Source organism: Microcystis aeruginosa NIES-843 (genome assembly GCF_000010625.1).
Lineage (GTDB): Bacteria > Cyanobacteriota > Cyanobacteriia > Cyanobacteriales > Microcystaceae > Microcystis > Microcystis aeruginosa.
Genome location: NC_010296.1, coordinates 5773477 through 5792257, shown reverse-complemented (window position 1 = coordinate 5792257; position 18781 = coordinate 5773477). Strand labels below are relative to the sequence as shown.

At 42.3% G+C, this 18781-nt stretch carries 18 protein-coding genes; 11 read left to right on the top strand and 7 right to left on the bottom strand.

Annotated elements, in window-relative coordinates; genetic code table 11:
- The first annotated feature begins 160 nt into the window (after positions 1–160).
- Complete coding sequence (locus MAE_RS27340) at positions 161–1597, top strand: NADP-dependent isocitrate dehydrogenase (RefSeq protein WP_012268356.1); 1437 nt, start codon at positions 161–163, stop codon at positions 1595–1597.
- Positions 1598–1666: 69 nt separating this feature from the next.
- On the opposite strand, the gene MAE_RS27335 is transcribed toward MAE_RS27340, so the two are convergent.
- Positions 1667–4387 (bottom strand): valine--tRNA ligase, encoded by a 2721-nt coding sequence (locus MAE_RS27335; RefSeq protein ID WP_012268355.1) that lies wholly within the window; start codon positions 4385–4387, stop codon positions 1667–1669.
- 332 nt (positions 4388–4719) lie between these two features.
- Between MAE_RS27335 and MAE_RS27330 the strand changes: the two genes are divergently transcribed.
- Both MAE_RS27330 and MAE_RS27325 read left to right on the top strand, forming a co-directional pair.
- On the top strand, positions 4720–5307 hold the full coding sequence (locus MAE_RS27330; protein ID WP_012268354.1) for a Uma2 family endonuclease: 588 nt from the start codon (positions 4720–4722) through the stop codon (positions 5305–5307).
- A 46-nt stretch (positions 5308–5353) separates the two neighbouring features.
- Positions 5354–5935, top strand: coding sequence for a Uma2 family endonuclease (locus MAE_RS27325; protein WP_012268353.1), 582 nt, complete (start codon positions 5354–5356; stop codon positions 5933–5935).
- Between the two features lie 318 nt (positions 5936–6253).
- Here the strand turns inward: MAE_RS27325 and purN are convergent, their stop codons facing one another.
- From purN to pap, 3 genes are all read right to left on the bottom strand, one after another.
- Positions 6254–6892, bottom strand: coding sequence for a phosphoribosylglycinamide formyltransferase (purN, locus tag MAE_RS27320; protein ID WP_012268352.1), 639 nt, complete (start codon positions 6890–6892; stop codon positions 6254–6256).
- Positions 6889–7173 carry a hypothetical protein gene (locus MAE_RS27315; protein WP_002795695.1) on the bottom strand — a complete coding sequence of 95 codons (285 nt, stop codon included), beginning with the start codon at positions 7171–7173 and terminating at the stop codon, positions 6889–6891. The genes purN and MAE_RS27315 overlap by 4 nt, the downstream gene beginning before the upstream one ends.
- Before the next feature lie 116 nt (positions 7174–7289).
- Complete coding sequence (pap, locus tag MAE_RS27310) at positions 7290–8783, bottom strand: polyphosphate:AMP phosphotransferase (protein ID WP_002795696.1); 1494 nt, start codon at positions 8781–8783, stop codon at positions 7290–7292.
- A 221-nt stretch (positions 8784–9004) separates the two neighbouring features.
- Here pap and galE point away from each other — a divergent pair, with 221 nt between their 5' ends.
- Positions 9005–10003 carry a UDP-glucose 4-epimerase GalE gene (gene galE / locus MAE_RS27305; protein WP_012268350.1) on the top strand — a complete coding sequence of 333 codons (999 nt, stop codon included), beginning with the start codon at positions 9005–9007 and terminating at the stop codon, positions 10001–10003.
- Between the two features lie 231 nt (positions 10004–10234).
- Positions 10235–10660 carry a hypothetical protein gene (locus MAE_RS27300; protein ID WP_012268349.1) on the top strand — a complete coding sequence of 142 codons (426 nt, stop codon included), beginning with the start codon at positions 10235–10237 and terminating at the stop codon, positions 10658–10660.
- 112 nt (positions 10661–10772) lie between these two features.
- Here MAE_RS27300 and MAE_RS27295 read toward each other — a convergent pair whose 3' ends face one another.
- Positions 10773–11744, bottom strand: a complete 972-nt coding sequence (locus MAE_RS27295) for an FkbM family methyltransferase (RefSeq protein WP_012268348.1) — start codon at positions 11742–11744, stop codon at positions 10773–10775.
- A 162-nt stretch (positions 11745–11906) separates the two neighbouring features.
- On the opposite strand from MAE_RS27295, the gene MAE_RS27290 reads away from it, so the two are divergent.
- The 5 genes from MAE_RS27290 to MAE_RS27270 all read left to right on the top strand — a co-directional run bounded on the left by MAE_RS27290 (position 11907) and on the right by MAE_RS27270 (position 16479).
- Entirely contained in the window at positions 11907–13367 is a 1461-nt protein-coding gene (locus tag MAE_RS27290; RefSeq protein WP_041804467.1) for an MBOAT family O-acyltransferase, read from the top strand.
- Positions 13367–14326 (top strand): hypothetical protein, encoded by a 960-nt coding sequence (locus MAE_RS27285; protein WP_012268346.1) that lies wholly within the window; start codon positions 13367–13369, stop codon positions 14324–14326. The genes MAE_RS27290 and MAE_RS27285 overlap by 1 nt, the downstream gene beginning before the upstream one ends.
- Positions 14323–15585: an NAD(P)/FAD-dependent oxidoreductase gene (locus tag MAE_RS27280; protein WP_012268345.1), complete on the top strand. Its 1263-nt coding sequence runs from the start codon at positions 14323–14325 to the stop codon at positions 15583–15585. The genes MAE_RS27285 and MAE_RS27280 overlap by 4 nt, the downstream gene beginning before the upstream one ends.
- A 250-nt stretch (positions 15586–15835) precedes the next feature.
- On the top strand, positions 15836–16138 hold the full coding sequence (locus MAE_RS27275) for a toxin-antitoxin system protein (protein ID WP_231859686.1): 303 nt from the start codon (positions 15836–15838) through the stop codon (positions 16136–16138).
- Complete coding sequence (locus MAE_RS27270; RefSeq protein WP_012268344.1) at positions 16138–16479, top strand: type II toxin-antitoxin system PemK/MazF family toxin; 342 nt, start codon at positions 16138–16140, stop codon at positions 16477–16479. Before MAE_RS27275 ends, MAE_RS27270 begins: the two co-directional genes overlap by 1 nt.
- A 249-nt stretch (positions 16480–16728) precedes the next feature.
- Here the strand turns inward: MAE_RS27270 and vapC are convergent, their stop codons facing one another.
- Together vapC and MAE_RS27260 are read right to left on the bottom strand one after the other, a co-directional pair.
- Entirely contained in the window at positions 16729–17127 is a 399-nt protein-coding gene (gene vapC / locus MAE_RS27265) for a type II toxin-antitoxin system VapC family toxin (protein WP_002785628.1), read from the bottom strand.
- Positions 17114–17326 (bottom strand): type II toxin-antitoxin system VapB family antitoxin, encoded by a 213-nt coding sequence (locus tag MAE_RS27260; RefSeq protein ID WP_041804466.1) that lies wholly within the window; start codon positions 17324–17326, stop codon positions 17114–17116. Before MAE_RS27260 ends, vapC begins: the two co-directional genes overlap by 14 nt.
- A 415-nt stretch (positions 17327–17741) precedes the next feature.
- Here MAE_RS27260 and MAE_RS27255 point away from each other — a divergent pair, with 415 nt between their 5' ends.
- On the top strand, positions 17742–18599 hold the full coding sequence (locus MAE_RS27255; RefSeq protein ID WP_012264419.1) for an IS5-like element ISMae4 family transposase: 858 nt from the start codon (positions 17742–17744) through the stop codon (positions 18597–18599).
- Positions 18600–18781: the final 182 nt, after the last annotated feature.

Here is an 18781-nt window from a genome sequence, read left to right as displayed (position 1 = left end):
TTAACCCTAGTGGTCTGTCTCGGTTTCAGGCTTTTCCTCTAGGTTGTTTTGACGGAGATACCAGCAAGGGAATCTTTAAGAAATTACCCAAAATCCCTGAGTATAGATATTGACGGCGCTAGACTCCCAACGTATAGATAAATACTGTTTCTGGAAGCCCATGACTGTGAGCTACGAAAAAATCACCCCACCGACAACAGGCTCGACAATTACTTTTTCTGACGGAAAACCTCTAGTTCCCGACGATCCCATCATTCCCTTCATTCGTGGTGACGGTACGGGAGTCGATATCTGGCCCGCAACCGCAAAAGTTATCGATGCAGCGATCGCCACAGCCTACGCTGGTCAAAGGAAAATCCATTGGTTTAAAGTCTATGCTGGCGATGAAGCTTGCGAAATCTACGGGACTTATCAATATCTACCCCAAGATACCTTGACAGCGATTAAAGAATATGGTATTGCCATCAAAGGTCCCTTGACCACTCCCATCGGTGGCGGCATTCGTTCCCTGAATGTGGCTCTGCGGCAGATTTTTGACCTTTATGCCTGTGTTCGTCCCTGTCGTTACTATGCGGGAACCCCTTCCCCCCATAAAACCCCGGAAAAACTCGATGTCATCGTCTATCGGGAAAATACCGAGGATATTTATCTGGGCATCGAATGGAAACAAGGCACGGAAATCGCCGATAAACTGATTAATTATCTCAACAGCGAACTAATTCCCGCCACTCCCGAACACGGTAAAAAACAAATTCCCCTCGATGCGGGTATCGGGATCAAACCGATTAGTAAGACGGGTTCCCAAAGATTAGTCCGCCGGGCGATCGAACGAGCGCTGACTTTACCGAAACCGAAAAATCAGGTTACTCTCGTCCATAAGGGTAACATTATGAAATATACCGAAGGGGCGTTTCGGGATTGGGGTTACGAATTAGCTAAAAGTGAATTCCGGGATGTGTGCGTTACCGAGATGGAATCATGGATCCTGAGCAATAAGGAGAAAAACCCTGATCTGAGCATCGAAGATAACGCCCGCATGGTGGAACCGGGTTATGATGCCCTCACGGACGAGAAAAAAGCCAAAATCTGCCAAGAAGTGACCAGTGTTCTCGATGCTATCTGGGAAACCCACGGCCATGGCCAGTGGAAAGATAAAATTATGGTTAACGATCGCATTGCCGATAGTATCTTCCAACAGATCCAAACCCGTCCCGATGAATACTCGATCCTCGCTACCATGAACCTGAATGGTGATTATCTCTCCGATGCGGCAGCGGCGATCGTGGGTGGTTTAGGGATGGGACCCGGGGCGAATATTGGCGATACTTGCGCTATTTTTGAGGCAACCCACGGCACAGCCCCTAAACACGCCGGTTTAGACCGAATTAACCCCGGTTCGGTGATTCTTTCTGGGGTGATGATGTTGGAATACATGGGATGGCAAGAAGCGGCCGATTTGATTAAAAAAGGCATCGCAGCGGCGATCGCTAATCGACAAGTTACCTACGATTTAGCGCGTCTGATGGAACCTCCCGTTAATCCTCCTCTGAAATGTTCCGAATTTGCCGATGCAATCATCTCCCATTTTGGGGATTAATTTTCCGGTTAGGGTAGCCTGAAAACTGCCCTATTTTTCCGAAAATCCCCAAAATAACCACTGCCTCCGTTAATGCAGGCGTTTTAGGCGTTCTTGGAGAATTTGGGCTTGTTTTTCGGCCTCTGCTAAAGCTTGCTTCGTTTTTTGGATTAAAGCTTCTGGAGCTTTTTCGACAAAGCTAGGTTTATTCAGGCGATCGCTCAAACTCTTGATTTCCCCTTCTACCTTAGCTAAATTTTTCGCTAATTTCCCGGCCAATACCGATATATCAACCAATCCGGACAGGGGAATGAGGATTTCTACCGTAGCGACAACACCGGCGATCGCTTGATTGACTTCCTCGGTTAATTTTGCCGTCAAAATGAAGTTTTCGATCTTGGCCAAGTCTTTTAAGTACACTTGTCCGCGTTGCAAAATAGCTAATTCTTGGCTGTTTTCTGTCTGTAAAATTGCCGTGATCGTTGCCCCCGGTTTAATCCCTGCTTCGGCCCGCAAATTACGCAACACCCGAATACTTTCAATTAATAACTCAAAAGTATTTTCTAAGTCTAGATCGATCAGAGAACTATCAGCTATTGGATAGGTTTCTAAAGCTAAAACCTGCTGATTTTCTTGGGTTAAATGATGCCAAATTTCTTCGGTAATATGGGGCATAAAAGGATGTAATAGTTTTAATGTCCCTGCCAAGATAAAAGCCAAAGTTTGCCTAGCTGTAGCACAGGAAACCGATTCTTTATCCTTCCATAAACGAGTTTTTACTAACTCGATATACCAATCACAGAAATCGCGCCAGATAAATTCGTATAGACCTTTTGCCGCTTCCCCCATGCCATAATTTTCTAGATAATCTCTAGTTTTTTGTACTGTTTGATGATAACGAGATAAAATCCAGCGATCAGCTAATTCTAAATTTTCTAAAACTGGTTCTCCCAATTCTTCTGGGGTTTTTCCCTCCAGATTCATCATGACAAAACGGGAAGCATTCCAAATTTTATTGGCAAAATTTCGGGCCGCTTCTACGGATTCCGATTCATCGGTTTTACGGTTATATTGCAGACTGATATCCTGTCCTGCTCCTGCCACTTCTCGAATTAAGGTATATCGTAAAGCATCGGTTCCATATTTATCAATTAAAATTAGGGGATCGATGCCGTTATTGGCAGATTTAGACATCTTTTTGCCGTTTTCATCCCTAACTAAACCGTGAATATAGACATCTTTAAAAGGCATTTGTCCCGTAAAATAGCCCGCCATCATCGTCATTCTTGCCACCCAGAAAAAGATAATATCAAAACCGGTGACGAGGGTTGTGGTGGGATAATAGGTATCTAGATCAAGGGTTTTTTCTGGCCATCCCATAGTCGAAAATGGCCACAATCCCGAGGAAAACCAAGTATCTAAAACATCGGGGTCTTGTTGAATAATTATATCCTCTCCATACTCTTGTTTGGCCTTGGCTAAAGCGGAGGTTTCATCCTGAGCAACGACGAAGGGAGTATGATTAGTAATTTCGTTATTAGTTTCACTGATAATATACCAAGCGGGAATTTGATGACCCCACCACAGTTGTCGAGAAATACACCAATCTTTTAGTTTAACTAACCAATCGCGATAAACTTTTGTCCATCTTTCTGGCACAAAACGGGGCGAGTTTTCCTGATCTAAACAGGTTAAAGCTTTTGTGGCCAAAGGTTCGATTTTAACGAACCATTGGGTAGATAAAAGGGGTTCCACGGGAACTTTACCTCGATCGCTATAGGGGACGCTATGGCGATAGGCTTCAATTTTAACTAAAAAGCCGTCTTCATCGAGTTTTTTAACGACATTTTTGCGGGCAACAAAACGATCTTGACCTACGAATATTCCGGCATTTTCGTTTAAACTGCCGTCTAAATTCATGATATTAATAAAGGCTAAATTATGGCGTTTACCCATCTCAAAATCCTTGGGATCGTGGGCCGGCGTAACTTTGACGCAACCGGTACCGAATTCGGGATCCACCAATTCATCGGCAATAATGGGGATTTCTCGCCCCATTATCGGTAAAGTGACGGTTTTGCCGATTAAATGGCGATAACGAGGGTCTTGCGGGTTGACAGCTACACCAGTATCACCGAGCATGGTTTCGGGCCTTGTGGTGGCTACTTGAAGATAACCGCTACCATCGCTAAGAGGATAGCGAAAATACCAGAGATTTCCCTCAATGTCCTTGTTTTCTACCTCTAAATCGGAAACCGCCGACCGGGATTCGGGACACCAGTTGACTAAGTATTGACCGCGATAGATTAATCCGTCCTCATAGAGTTTGATAAAAGCAGTACGGACAGCATGGGAAAGTCCCTCATCCATAGTGAAACGTTCCCGCGTCCAATCCACGGATACCCCCAAGCGTCGCAGTTGATTAACAATGGTACTACCGGACTCCTCTTTCCATTGCCAAGCGCGTTCGAGGAATTTTTCCCTTCCTAGTTGGTAACGGTCGGTTTTTTCGGCTTTTAATTGGCGATCGAGTATAGCTTGTACTGCAATACTAGCGTGATCCGTACCTGGCAGCCAGAGGGTATTTTTGCCGGTCATGCGCTTGTAGCGAACAAGTGTATCAATTAGGGAACTCTCGAAAGCGTGACCCATGTGGAGACTACCGGTAACATTGGGAGGGGGGATGACTATACAGTAGGTTTCGCCGCCTTTTTCGGGGTTTGCTGTAAATATTTCTTGATTTTCCCAATATTGCTGCCATTTCGTTTCTGTGATCTTGGGATCGTATTGCTTCGATAGTTCCGAGGTCATGATGGGGGGATTCTACAATTCTTAGTTCTTTGTCAATTGTCCCACATTTGGGAGAGATCAAATTCCTGTTTAGTTGCCGGCTAAAAATTTTCAAGAGTCCTATTAAAATAGCTGTTAAGTAGTCGTGCAAAATAAATTTCCTAGTGAAGAAAGGCAAGAGGCAAGAGGCAAGAGGCAAGGGGCGGGAGATTCAGCTAATCTAAGGATAAGCGGTTAAAATGCGTCTTAGCTTATCTTTTGTTCGGCTAAACATAGCTAATTTATGGTAATTCTTTTGCATCTCACCAGTATAATAATTGCTATAATCAATTGAGGGAGCCAATCAATAAATTATGACGATAGCAACAGATAAAAGTACCTATAGCTTTGCCGAATATTTACAACTAGAGGAAACGGCAGCCTATAAAAATGAGTATCAAGACGGGGAAATCGTACCGATGACAGGAGGCACTACCGATCATAATAAAATTGCTCTCAATTTTGCCGCTTATTTAAAATTTGCCCTCAAAGGACAGAAATATAATATTTTTATCGGTGATGTGAAATTATGGATAGCGCAATATCGTCAGGCAACCTATCCCGATGTGATGTTAATTGAGGGAGAACCGATTTATTATGAAACTGGTAAGACAACTGTTACCAATCCCAGATTAATAGTAGAAGTCCTCTCAAAATCAACTCAAAATTATGACCAGGGCGATAAATTTCTTTATTATCGTTCGCTGCCGGAATTTCAAGAATATATTCTGATCAGTCAAAGTCGTCCCTATGTCATGCAGTATAATAAAACTGAGGAAAATAAATGGTTATTAACGGAATACGAGGGCGAAAATGCCCGTTTATCTTTAACTTCTGTCAATTTTGATCTCAGTTTTCAGGAAATTTATGAAGGAGTTACTTTTAATATAATCAATGATTAAACCGGTTGTTTTAATCAGCTTAAGTTAACCAAAGAATCAATCAATTATGACCATAGCCACAGATAAAAGTACCTATAGCTTTGCCGAATATTTAGAACTAGAGGAAACGGCAGCCTATAAAAATGAGTATCAAGATGGGGAAATCGTACCGATGACGGGAGGCACTACCGATCATAATAAAATTGCAGGTAATTTTTACTTTTATTTACGCCTAAAGTTGCCACAGTCCAACTATAAAATATTTATCGGTGACGTTAAATTATGGATAGCGCAATATCGTCAAGCAACCTATCCCGATGTGATGCTAATTGAGGGAGAACCGATTTATTATGAAACTGGCAAGACAACTATTACCAATCCCAGATTAATAGTAGAAGTCCTCTCAAAATCAACTCAAAATTATGACCAGGGCGATAAATTTCTCTATTATCGTTCGCTGCCGGAATTTCAAGAATATATTCTCATTATTCAAAGTCGTCCATATATCATGCAGTATAACAAAACTCAAGAAAATAAATGGTTATTAACGGAATACGAGGGCGAAAATGCCAGTTTATCTTTAACTTCTGTAAATTTCGATCTCAGTTTTCAGGAAATTTACGAAGGAGTGATAAGTAGCTGGTTATAATTAAGTAGTCGTGCAAAATTAATTTCCTAGTGAAGATAGGCAAGAGGCAAGAGGCAAGAGGCAAGAGGTGTTTAGATATGTGTAATTAATTTTGCTTAGGTACTTAAATTAAAAATGGATTTTAGGTTCGATCCCCCCTTAGTACTAGGGTTGATTCATAGTAGGGTTGATTCATAGTAGGGTTGATTCATGAATCAACCCTACCTTAATAAGGGTGGTGTCTGATAATTTTTAACGCCTACCTACTTATTTAACGATTTGCGTTGAATTTTCGTTTTTTTGCCGGTATTCTCGCCAAGAAAGTCCAGAAATCGATCTCTATAGGCTCAATTTCGCCGCTAAAGCGATCGCTACCGGGAAAATGCGATGTTCTTGCACTTGAATGCGTTCGTGGAGACTGACCGCGGTATCATCGGGGAGAATGGGAACCACTGCTTGCATTAAAATTGGGCCACTATCTACCTCCGCGCGAGCGATATGCACAGTACATCCGGTCACTTTTACCCCCGCAGCTAAAGCTTGTTCCACGGCGCGCACACCCTTAAAACTGGGTAGTAAACTAGGATGGATATTGATCACGCGATCGGGAAAAGCATCTAGTAAAACCGGGGTGACAATTCGCATCCAGCCCGCCATAATTACCCATTTTACCCCGTATTCTTGGAAAGTTTCTACTATTGCTCGATCGAGTTCTTCTCTGGGTTTAAATTGACGATGATCGAGGAAAACCGCAGGGATATTGTAGTCATCGGCTCTTTCTTTTACCTTGGCATCGGGATTATTGTAGATGAGAACAGGAATTCGGGCATTTAGCTGTTTTTTTGCGATCGCTGCCGCCAAAACAGCAAAATTGGAACCACTACCAGAAGCCATCACTCCTAAAGAGAGGGTTTCCTCTAGGGGAATATCGGCCAAACTGAGATCGGGAGAAATTAAACTGGGGGAAATTGTCATCATATTTTATAAGCGAGTTCGAGTGCATTGCAAAAGCTATTGAGGCGATTCAGCAAAGCATTATAGTAAGAATAAGCATCATCCCGTTCCTCTTGGAGATAGGCATACAAGGTTAGCTCTGGCTCTGCAGCTAGGTGATTTTTAGGGATATCGAAACCGACTTCGGTTAGGCGCGTCGCTGCGATCGCAACTAGCAACGCCCCAATGGTATTAGACTCACCATTGTGAAGATCCCTCAGTCCGGGTAAGATGATCTCGGCCCCCGGCAACTCATTGAGATTCATGATTGTTTCTCCTCTGGTGGATATTGAAAACGTTCAATGAAGTTCTCGACTCTGCTTCTCAGCAAATCAGGGTTAAGGGAGGGTGAATCGAAAAAATCCCCATACCCCTATCTACCCTATCCCCGTTGTTTCAAACCGGTTTCAATAGCGGCAATTACTGTTTCTATGACTTTAACGCGGGCGAAATACTTATCATTTGCCGCTACAATCGTCCAGGGGGCGACGGGGGTGCTAGTACGGGCTACCATGTGATTAACTGCCACATGGTAGAGGGGCTGTTTTTCTCGATTGCGCCAATCTTCATCGGTGAGTTTATGTTGACGATAGGGGTTATTTTGGCGCTCGTTGAAGCGATTTAACTGTTCTTCGGGGCTAATATGTAACCAGAATTTGACTAAAACACAGCCTGAATGGGTTAATTGGGCCTCAAATTCGTTAATTTCTTGATATGCCCGTCGCCAATCCATATCTTTAGCGAATCCTTCCACTCTCTCCACCAAAATCCGTCCATACCAACTGCGATCGAATATACCGATAGTTTTGGCTGCGGGCAATTTCCGCCAGAAGCGCCAGAGATAATGATAGCGATGTTCTTCCTCCGTCGGGGCAGCAAAGGCAATCACTTGATAACTGCGAGGATCGAGGGTATCGGTTAAGCGTTTGATCGCACCTCCCTTGCCGGCGGCATCCCACCCTTCAAAGAGGACTAAAACGGGGATATTTGCCTGAAAAATCTTTAATTGCAGTTTTCTTAATTCTACCTGTGCCTCACGCAAACGGATTTTATAGTCTTCTTTTTCCAATTTGGCACTCAAGTCCACTCTCCCTAGATAATCGGGTTCCGTGGGCAGTAATTGCGCTTGGGGTGGTAGATTGACAGGGGGTTCGATCGGTAATTGGCGCTGATCCAAAGCTTGAGCGATCGTACCGACTAATTGGGAGAGAACTTTTACCCGGGCCCAACGTTGACAGTTGCCCTCCACCAATGTCCAAGGGGCGGCCCCCGTGCTAGTGTAGGTAATCATTTCCTCGGCTAAACTGGCATACTCATCATAACGTTTGGCCTGTTGCCAATCTTCCGGACGCACGCGCCAAGATTCTAGTTCATTTTCGGCGTATTCTTTGATGCGTGACTTTAATTCCTTTTGACTGAGGTGAATCCAGAATTTAGCGATTGCGACCCGATCATCAGATAATTGTCGCTCAAAGGTGTTGATATCGCGCATGACCAGGGGAATCTGGGAGGAGGGCAATTTGTTTAAGAGTCGATCCTCTAGTAGATGGGTGTACCAACTGTGATAAAAAATGCCGATACTACCTTTTGCTGGCAGTTTTTGCCAAAATCGCCACAAAAACGGGTAACTTTCCTCTTGGGGGGAAGGGGTTAAAATTGGATGGACGGTAAAACCGCGAGGATCCATATAGTTAACCATTTTTTTGACTAAAGTTCCCTTGCCTGCCGCCGCCCAACCTTCCAAAACCACCACCACGGGTAATTTACATTCCCAACAGGACTTCTGTAGCGATCGCAGTTGTTCCATTAAATCTTTAATTTGTGATTGATAAGTTTCTTTGTCAAGGGAAAGAGATAGATCGAGGGGACTTAACATGATGGTCAACTAAGTAGGTAGGTGTTAAAAATTGTCAGATCCCCCCGCCTATCGGCACCCCCCTTATCAAGGGGGGCAGGGGGGATCGGCACCCCCCTTATTAAGGGGGGCAGGGGGGATCAAAGACAAAATCTATCTTCAATTTAATTATAACCACTTACTTAAAAGCAAAATTAGGGTATAAAGTTATAGACAAGTCAATCTCAAATAGGTATGATCGCGTGTCTCAAGTTAAACCTACCATTCTCGTTACTGGCGGTGCGGGTTATATTGGTTCCCATGCGGTTCTAGCGCTTAAAAATGCCGGTTATTCCGTCATCGTACTCGATAATTTATCCTACGGTCACGCCGAAATCGTTAAGGATATATTAAAAGTTGAGTTAATTGTCGGTGATACTAGGGATCGATCGCTGCTGGATAATTTATTTGCCAGTCGTGATATTGCCGCCGTCATGCACTTTGCCGCTTTTATTGCCGTGGGGGAATCGGTACAAGAACCGGCTATTTACTATCAAAATAATGTTAGTGGTAGTCTGACTCTTTTGCAAGCGATGATCGCCGCCGATGTGAAGAAATTTGTTTTTTCTTCTACCTGTGCTATTTATGGAATGCCGAAAGAAATTCCGATGACGGAAAATCATCCCCATCATCCCCTCAGTCCCTACGCTGCCAGTAAGGAAATGGTGGAACAAATTCTTCGGGATTTTGATCGGGCCTACGGTTTAAAATCGGTGGCTTTCCGTTATTTTAATGCCTCAGGAGCCGACCCCAGTGGTTTATTAGGGGAAGATCACCAACCGGAAACCCATTTAATTCCCCTGGCTTTATTAACTGCCCTGAAAAAACGGGATTACCTGTCAGTTTTCGGCACGGATTATGATACTCCCGATGGCACTGCTGTTCGCGATTATATCCATGTCAATGATTTAGCCCAAGCTCACGTTTTAGGCTTAGAATATCTCTTAAATGGGGGCGAAAGTAATGTGTTTAATTTGGGCAATGGTAACGGTTTTTCCGTGCGTGAAGTGATTGAAACAGCACAAGCAGTAACTGGTTTAGATATTCCCGTCATCGAAAGTCCCAGAAGGGCCGGCGATGCCCCCATTTTAATCGGCAGTAGTGATAAAGCTAAACAGGTTCTCGGTTGGCATCCCCAATATGCCGATCTCAAGGTAATAGTTGAACACGCCTGGAATTGGCATCAAAAAAGACACGCTTAACAGCGATCGAGTGCTAAACTTTAATCTTATAAGATTGAACAGTTCTAAGTAAGTGGTTTCAATTAAATTGAAGATAGATTTTGTCTTTGATCCCCCCTGCCCCCCTTGATAAGGGGGGTATCTGACAATTTTGAACACCCGCCTACTTATCAGTCGATAACAGTAAAAAACTGCTAGAGGCTGATAGTTTACTGTTATAAGCTTCCCTAGAATCCTCTCGAATACAATGGTATGAATAACAAAATAATCTTAACATTTATAGGCTTGACTTTTTTAGCAAGTTGTGCTGATAGTAAACAGTTTCAATGTCAAAAAATCTATCGGATTGCCAACGAAGTGGCCCAAGAAACCAAATCCTTAACCAACGGTCAAGGGAGAGAAATTGACCAAAAAAGTTGGCTATTAGCCGCCGATAAAATCGAACAGGCCGCAGAAAATATGAAAAAATTAGAAGTGAAGGATACCGAACTAGAGAAATATAAAATCGCCTTCGCTCAAGTTTACGAAGATTATGCCACTGCCACTCGTGAAATAATTCAAGTTATCGAAACTCGCAATAAAAACGGAGCAAAATTAGCACAGGAAAAGGTAAGAAAAGCCGGCCAATTAGAAAAAGAAACTGGCGAAGCTTTTAATACCTATTGTCAAGCACAGTAAAGCAGTTATCAGTTATCAGTTATCAGTTAGAAGGTGTTGGGGTTTTGGGGTATTAGTTAAAATTTCCCCATTTCCCCATTTCCCTATCTCCCCATCACCTCACTTCTGTACTTTAGGGTTTAATTGCGTACAAAGTGCCAACATTTTTACTGCGAGGCATCCTGGAAAAGATGATAAAACCGAATTCTTGCAGATGCTTAACTAAAGCATCGGGACCCTTTTTATGCCATTCCATCATGATAATTTTAATCTGTCCCAATTGACCAGTTGCCGCTAAAGAATCGAGGATTTCGTATTCGGAACCTTCACAATCAATCTTGGCAACTATATCGATGTCGGGATAATCAGAGGTAATACCTTTAAACACATCGGTGAAAGGTTTAAGAATTAAATCGGCTGTAGCTGTTTGTTTCGAGGCAAAAGGTTTTAATTGGTTGTCAATACCAGAAATACCAACACTACCTTTCACGGTGTAATCGTATTCGACTTGAATAATTTCATCACGAGCGCCGACTCCATAATCAAAAGCTTTAATCTTCTCCGCTAGATTAGGATTGAGGGCAAAATTTCTTAAAGCTTGGTCGTAGGTAGCCTTAAAAGGTTCGTAACTATAGACAGCTTTCACATTAGCTCGATTGGCAAAAAAGAGACTAGCAAAACCCGTATTCATACCAATATCGATCGCTACACAGGGCTTGTCATAGAGGAAATTATATACACCTAAAAGGAAAATTTCATGGGCGATATCTAAATCCTGTCCCGTCTCGATAATTAACTTAACTCCATCGATATCGATAATTAATTCCTGTTGCCCATCGATATAAAATTTACAATCGGCCAGAGCTTTTAGTGCGTTAGCTTTGTTAAAAACTTTGCTACCCAAGAGGAAATCCTGCTTATTTTTGCTTAAACTGATCCCTAAGGGTTTGTAAAAAAGTTGACCAGATTTAGCATCATATGCCACATAATTAGGATTAATATTATGCTCTGCCAACTGACTAGACCAATATTGATCGGCAATATGGGGATAAGTCTTAAATTGTCGATAGCGTTTATGTGCATCTAACAGTTTTTGATAAAGCATTGCTTGTCTAGCCTCGATTTTTTAGGATGGATGAAGGTAATTTTATGGACAAGTCTGACAAAGTTTGATAGGCTTGTCAAGAAAATCCCCCGTCTCTGAGCATCAGAAGTCAGGAAACCCATCTCAAACAAGGTAACACAGACCATCAGGAGTTAACACGCCTTGAATTACTCTGATTTTATATTTTGGTGGATATTAATCCTTTTTAGCGTTCCTTTCCTAACGGCGCGCTACCTGGCGAAGTCCTTCAATCTCTGGCGAGGTGTTTTTGATGGAGTCGGATTGGCGGCGCTGTCCCTAATCCTGTTTTATTACGCCAGTCGCACCAGTTTCCTCGTTTTCATCGTCTCCCTAGCCTTTAACTACATTATGGTCTGGCTAGTGCTGAAAATGAGCGGCTGGAAAGCGAATCTCCTAGCCACTATCGTTATCGTCATCGATATTCTCGTCCTCGCCTACTTCAAGTATTTCGGCTTTTTTGTGCAGGAAATCATCGGATTGTTCGTTTCTCTCCCCCCTAACTGGAAGGAACTTTCCCCAATTCCCGTGCCTAGCCAAATCCCGCCGGGGGTATCCTTCTATACCTTCCAGATGGTGGCTTTCGTGGTGGACTCCCTACGGGAAAAGAAAAAGAAACCCCTAGCCGTCCTCGATTATGTCAATTTTATCTCCTTTTTCCCCCAGATTGTCGCAGGTCCGATCGAGCGTCGCCGGGATTTATTACCACAAATGGAGGGATTTCGCCTCAAATTTACAGGAGAAAACTTCGAGAAGGGTTTGCGTTGGCTTTCCCTCGGTTTATTTATGAAATTTGTCCTCGCCGATAACATTGCGCCCTACATCGAATTAGATAAGATGATCGACAATGCTTGGTATATCTGGTTTGAGGCCTTTTTATTCACCCTGAGAATCTATTTTGACTTCGGCGGTTATAGCTTTATTGCTGTTGGTTTAGCCTATTTTGTCGGGGTTAGATTAGAATTAAACTTTTTAGCCCCCTACACATCCCAAAGTATTAACGAATTTTGGCGACGTTGGCATATTACCCTTAGCACTTGGTTTCGGGATTATGTATTTTTACCCCTGATGGGTTCCAATAAAAATTGGGCGCCTTTTTATCTATTCATTACCTTTACTCTTTCAGGTTTTTGGCACGGGGCGGCCTGGAATTTCATCTTTTGGGGTGCTTACCACGGGGCATTATTATTATTACTGCGTTATCTGGGCCGACCTTTCTATGCTTTCGTCGGAAAATACGTTTCTCAGCCGCAAATTGTCTCCTGGGCTTTAACGCAATTGGCGGTCATTTTTGGTTGTCTCTTTTTCATGGAGATTAACACCAGAAGATTAATCGGCAAAATGCTGGTTATTGCCAATCCTTTCAATTATTCCTTAGCTAATATCGGGGAAATTTTTAGTTCCTATAGTCTTAATCAAGGAGCAGTTTTAAGCGTCGCTTTAGTTCTTGGTATCATTGTTTTAATCCTTGAACATCTGGCTATTGCCCAGAAAAAATTTGAATATGAACTCTTGTTATCCCCTTGGCTGTCTAAAATATTGCTAGGTTTAACTATTCTCCTAGCTTCCACTAATACCGGTGACTTTATTTACTTTGAATTCTGATGAATACTAAATCCTTTAACCCTTTCCCCTGGTTAGCCTCTCTGGGAGTCGCTTGGTCCCTCGGCTTTGTTTACAATGTCATCTACGGCGGCGAATTAAGCTGGTTGCGGATGATGTACGAGGAAAAATCAGCGATCGCTGCTAAGATCGAAGGACCGCGGCGTTTAATCGTCACGGCGGGATCGGGGGCGCATTATAGCATAAATTCGGAATTAATGGCCAAAGAATTGGGAATGCCGGTGGTTAACTTCGGTTTACAGGGGGACATCGGCTTAAATGTCATTGCCGCTATGATTCTCGAAAAAGCGCGCCAAGGAGACGTAATTCTGCTGATTCCTGAATATCTCATGCTCATGGATGAGGACGGTTTTAATCGCGGCGAAGGACTTTGGGGATCCGCACCTTTTAGCGTCGCTATTGGCAAACCAGGGTTAGGTGGGATACCTTTAAAAACCATGATCGAGGATACTTGGTTATTAGGTATTCCGGGTATGCGTCCAGTCACTAAATCGATGGTTGATTTATTCACCAAAGGCAGAATGACGGGTTATCTTTCCGATCCAATGACTAATACAGGTGATCCGACTATAGTTAAGGAAAGAACGGGGAAATGGTGGCAAATGACCTTTGATACTCCTGCTTCTCCTCACTCAATTAAATTGATTGAAAAGCTCAAGAAAGATTTAGAAGCAAAAGGGGCGACTTTAGTGGTTTCTTTGCCCTGGGTTTATGCAAAAAATGATGGTAAAACCGTTGCTAACATTCGCAAATCTGCCGAAGAATTAAGTCGGGTTGTGCCAACAATTTATGACCCAAAAGACTTGAATATTAAGACCGATTCTACTATTTTTGCTGACACTCACTATCATCTTTTGCCCCCGGCGAGAATTATTCGTTCAGAACAATTGGTTTCGGAACTGAAACCCATCTTAAACACAACTGAGAATAAAAATCCATGAATAAACCTATAACTAAGATTTGCATTCTGGGGGGGGGGTTTGGAGGGTTATACACGGCACTCGATCTGAGTCGATTAACAGCAGTAAAATCGGGTCAATGGCAAATAACTTTAGTCGAACCGAAAGACCATTTTCTCTTTACTCCCCTTCTCTATGAACTAATTACAGGAGAATTGCAACGCTGGGAAATTGCCCCCTCCTACCGTCAATTATTAACAGGAACTAAGGTTAATTTAAAAACTCAAAAAGCCAGTAATATTGACTTAAACAATCATCGAGTATATTTAGAAAATGAGGAAGTTATAGATTATGATTACCTCGTTTTAGCGGTGGGAGTGCGGAATCGTTGGCCGGCTATACCGGGGTTAGCCGATTATGGGCTGACTTTTCGGAGTTTAGAGGATGTGGAAAAATTACAAACGGCAATTCATGACTTAGAAACTCAAGGAAAATCCTCAATTAATTTAGCAATTATTGGCGGCGGTCCCAATGGGGTAGAATTAGCCTGTAAGGTAGCTGATGGTTTAGGAAAAAAGGGCAAAGTTCATCTAGTGGAAAAGAACGAGGAAATACTGCAAAACTTCCCTAAATCGGTGCGTGTTGCTTCCTATCGTTCCCTTTTAGCCAAGAATGTTAGTCTCTATTTAAACACGGGATTAAAGGAAGTTGCAGCTAATTCCATAACCGTATTTAAAGATAATACAAATGAAGTTATCCCCATTGATTTATTATTGTGGACAGCAGGAACCCAAGCACAAGATTGGATCAATAATTTAGATTGTCAGAAAACAGCACAAGGCAAATTATTAACCCGTTCCAGTTTACAATTAATCGACTATCCCGAAGTTTTTGCCCTTGGGGATCTAGCCGAAATTTATCCTAGTAAACAAGTAGTTCCCGCCACGGCACAGGCAGCCTATCAAGCAGCCAGTGTAGTAGCCAAAAATATCTCGGCAGTGATTAGAAAAAAATCGCTCAAACCCTATTATTATCTCCATTTAGGTGATATGTTAACCCTGGGTAAACAATCAGCCCTTGTCTCCAGTTTTGGCATTAATATTACTGGTAGATTAGCCGATATAATGCGTCGATTTGTCTATATACTGCGTTTACCCAGCAAACGCCATCAGTTGAAAGTGTTTCGACATTGGGCGAAAAAAATTCTTCTCCGACTCCGTTATTCACAGGTGTTATCTAATACTAAATCCGTTGAGTATAGGCTACATATCAGGAGAGGCAAAAGGCAAAAGGGAGAATAAATAATCAGTTTTTATAGCGTTTCCTGTTCACAAGAGGTACATTATCGATGTTAAAAAGCTTAATCAGCAAAGGTTTAAATGTGCCACACAGGTGTGAGAACCGCCATAGAACGAAGCAATAAAAACTAATTAGAGGAGCTGAAGTAGTTGCAAAGACTCAATATCTCTACGGTCTAACGTTCTGGTTGAGCGGCAGCAGATCGACCATAGCGATCAACGAAAAGCCTCTCAACTGTCCGCTCCAACCGGGTTGTTAGCCCTTACACAATTGGCTACAATAGCCCTAGACAAGCTACGAGAGAAAAGTATGCCTGAATTAAAAATTAGCATTAGTGAGGCTGCTCACAAAACGCTGTTAGCACTCGTTGACTCCTCTGGGGATACGCTCCCAACAGTATTAGACAAAGCCATCGAAAATTATCGCAGATATGTTTTTCTAGTTCAAGCGAATGAAGCCTTCGCCGCCTTAAGGAAGAATGAGACTTTATGGCAAGAGGAAATTTCTGAAAGGCAGACATGGGAGCAAACTCTCGCTGATGGAGTAGAAGGGTAGTGGCAGAAATTACCAGAGGAGAAATATGGCTAGCAGATCTTAATCCAGTAAGGGGGCATGAACAGGCTGGTAAGCGTCCATGTTTAGTGATTTCAGCAGACCTGTTTAATCAGGGTGCATCTGGCTTAGTTGTTGTTTTGCCAGTAACTTCTAAAGACAAAGGAATCCCTTTTCACATAAAAGTGGAACCCCCAGAGGGAGGAGTGAAAATGCCAAGTTTTATCAAGTGCGAGGACGTAAGATCAATCTCAGTAGAACGACTTGAGAAGCGATGGGGAACTGTATCCTCAGAAACCCTGGCATTGGTTGAAGACAGACTGAGAATCTTAATGGGACTGTAATGAAGATAGTTTCACCAATTTGCGCTCCAAGCCCAGGTTTTAGTTTGCATTCTTCCACTGTTCCAATGCCACCTTCGTGTGACTGTACCATTCTGAATTTGATTACGATTAGGCTTGCCCTCGTAACGCGCCGATAGACCAACCAGTGCTTTCGGCATCGCAACTAAACTCACAGCTTCAATCAATGGGCATGGTGCGTTCCCAAAAATCGATCGGTGGAGCAGTAGGAGCCAGATTAGGGAACGCACCCTAGGGCTGAAAACGGAGATTTTGAAGAGATCGCACTTGAGCAATGGTTTCAAAATCACGGTCGTTGTGAATCAGAAGCAGATCATTTTCCAGTGCCGCTTGAGCAATACAGCAATCAATTGGGCTGCGAACAGTCAATCCTTGACGACGCAGATCATAGTAAATACGTGCAGCCGCTTGCCAGGAAGAAGGCCTGAGTTCAACATAATCCTGCACTTCGAGGTAAGTAGAGAGGATTGTCCACTCTTGCTCGTTTAAGCTCCCTTGAAGCAGTTCAAGCTGGGTAAAGCGGGTGAGTAAAATCTCACGATTTGCAATTAACGTTTCCAGTTGCTGGCGAACTTGACCACTGCGATCGCGGAAGACGCTGATCCACACAGATGTGTCAATCAGCAACATGACGAGTTTCACGTAGGGCTTTATAATCAAAATCTGGAGCAAATTGAATTTGTCCGGCAAGGTCGAGAAGGTTTTTCTTACGGCGGGATCTTACGAATTCTTGTAGAGCAAGATTCATTAGTTCCTCTTGGGTGGTGAGGTTAGTCAGTTGAAAGGCTTCCTTGAGAAGCGATTCATCAAGGTTGAGGGTAATTTGCATAGGATGGATATTAGATTGAAGTATGGGTGATTATTCTCTTTACATTTTAATCCGATAGATGACTAACCCACCTCTGGGCATATCTTTGTTAGTTGGCTCTCAAGCTTTAAGCTACATACGGCAATGGCGTAGTGCCTTCGGCATCGCACTTAAACTCACAACTTCAATCTATGGGCATGGTGCGTTCCCAAAAATCGATCGGTGGAGCAGTAGGATCCAGATTAGGGAACGCACCCTACAAGATCGGCGATCGCACTAATCAACCCATTGAATCCAAAAATACTCGTTAATTAGACCTCTTGCATAATTTTTTTATGGTATAATATAAGGTTTTGCTTTTTTCTCAATTCTTAGATTGAAGTGGAAAAAAGAATAAAATGTGATCTTAGGTCAGGAAATCATCTATAATTTTGCTATGTTTATTAGCAAAATTATGGATTATCAAAACTTATCAGATGAACAATTCAAACGCCGTTTCGGTGTGTATAAACAAACCTATAGAAAGATGGTAGAATCAGTAAAAAGTGTTGAAGCCGACTCTAATTCACCATCTAAAAGGGGACCGAAACCTAAACTATCTATAGAAGAACAAGTTTTAGTAACGTTAGAATATTGGCGAGAATATAGAACATATTTTCACATTGGTACAAGCTGGGAACTATCAGAATCAACTATATGTCGGATTGTAAATAAGACGGAAAAAATGCTTTTACAATCGGGAAACTTCCGTTTAAAAGGAAAAAAAGCTTTACTCAATCAAGCAGAGATACCGGTCATAACGGTAATGGATGTAACGGAAACTCCCATTGAACGCCCCCAAAAGAAACAGAAAGATTTTTTGGGGGGTAAAAGAGGTTATCATACTTTAAAATCCCAATTAGTAGCTGATCAAAATACAAAGGAAATTATCTGTGTCTTTTGTGGGAAAGGTAGAGGTCATGATTTTAGTTTATTTAAAAAAAGTCGAGTTCGTTTTCATCCTTTAACTACCAGCATAGAAGACAGTGGTTATCAGGGAATAGCTGCATACCATAGTAATAGTTATACACCGAAAAAGAAATCGAAAAATAGAAAATTAACAGAGTTAGAAAAAGAGTATAACAAGGCTTTAGCCAAAGAAAGGATTATCATTGAACCTATAAATAGGAAACTCAAAATCTTTAAAATCTTATCCTGTAAATATCGGAATCGTCGTCGAAGATATAGTTTAAGAGTTAACTTGTTGGCGGCTATTTATAACTGTGAGTTAGGGATAGGTATAGCAGCTTCTTAAAAGTTGCCTAAAGATTAATCAAGTCAAGGAGAATTTATTCTCAATTTTTATAATTGAGATAGTTTGTGCCGCTTAAATAAAGAGGTTTTGATAACCAAATTAAAGCAGCTCTAAAGAGTTTTGAGTTAAAAGTTAAACTTCAAGTTTTCATTCAGGACAAATGTACTGATTAACTAATTTTT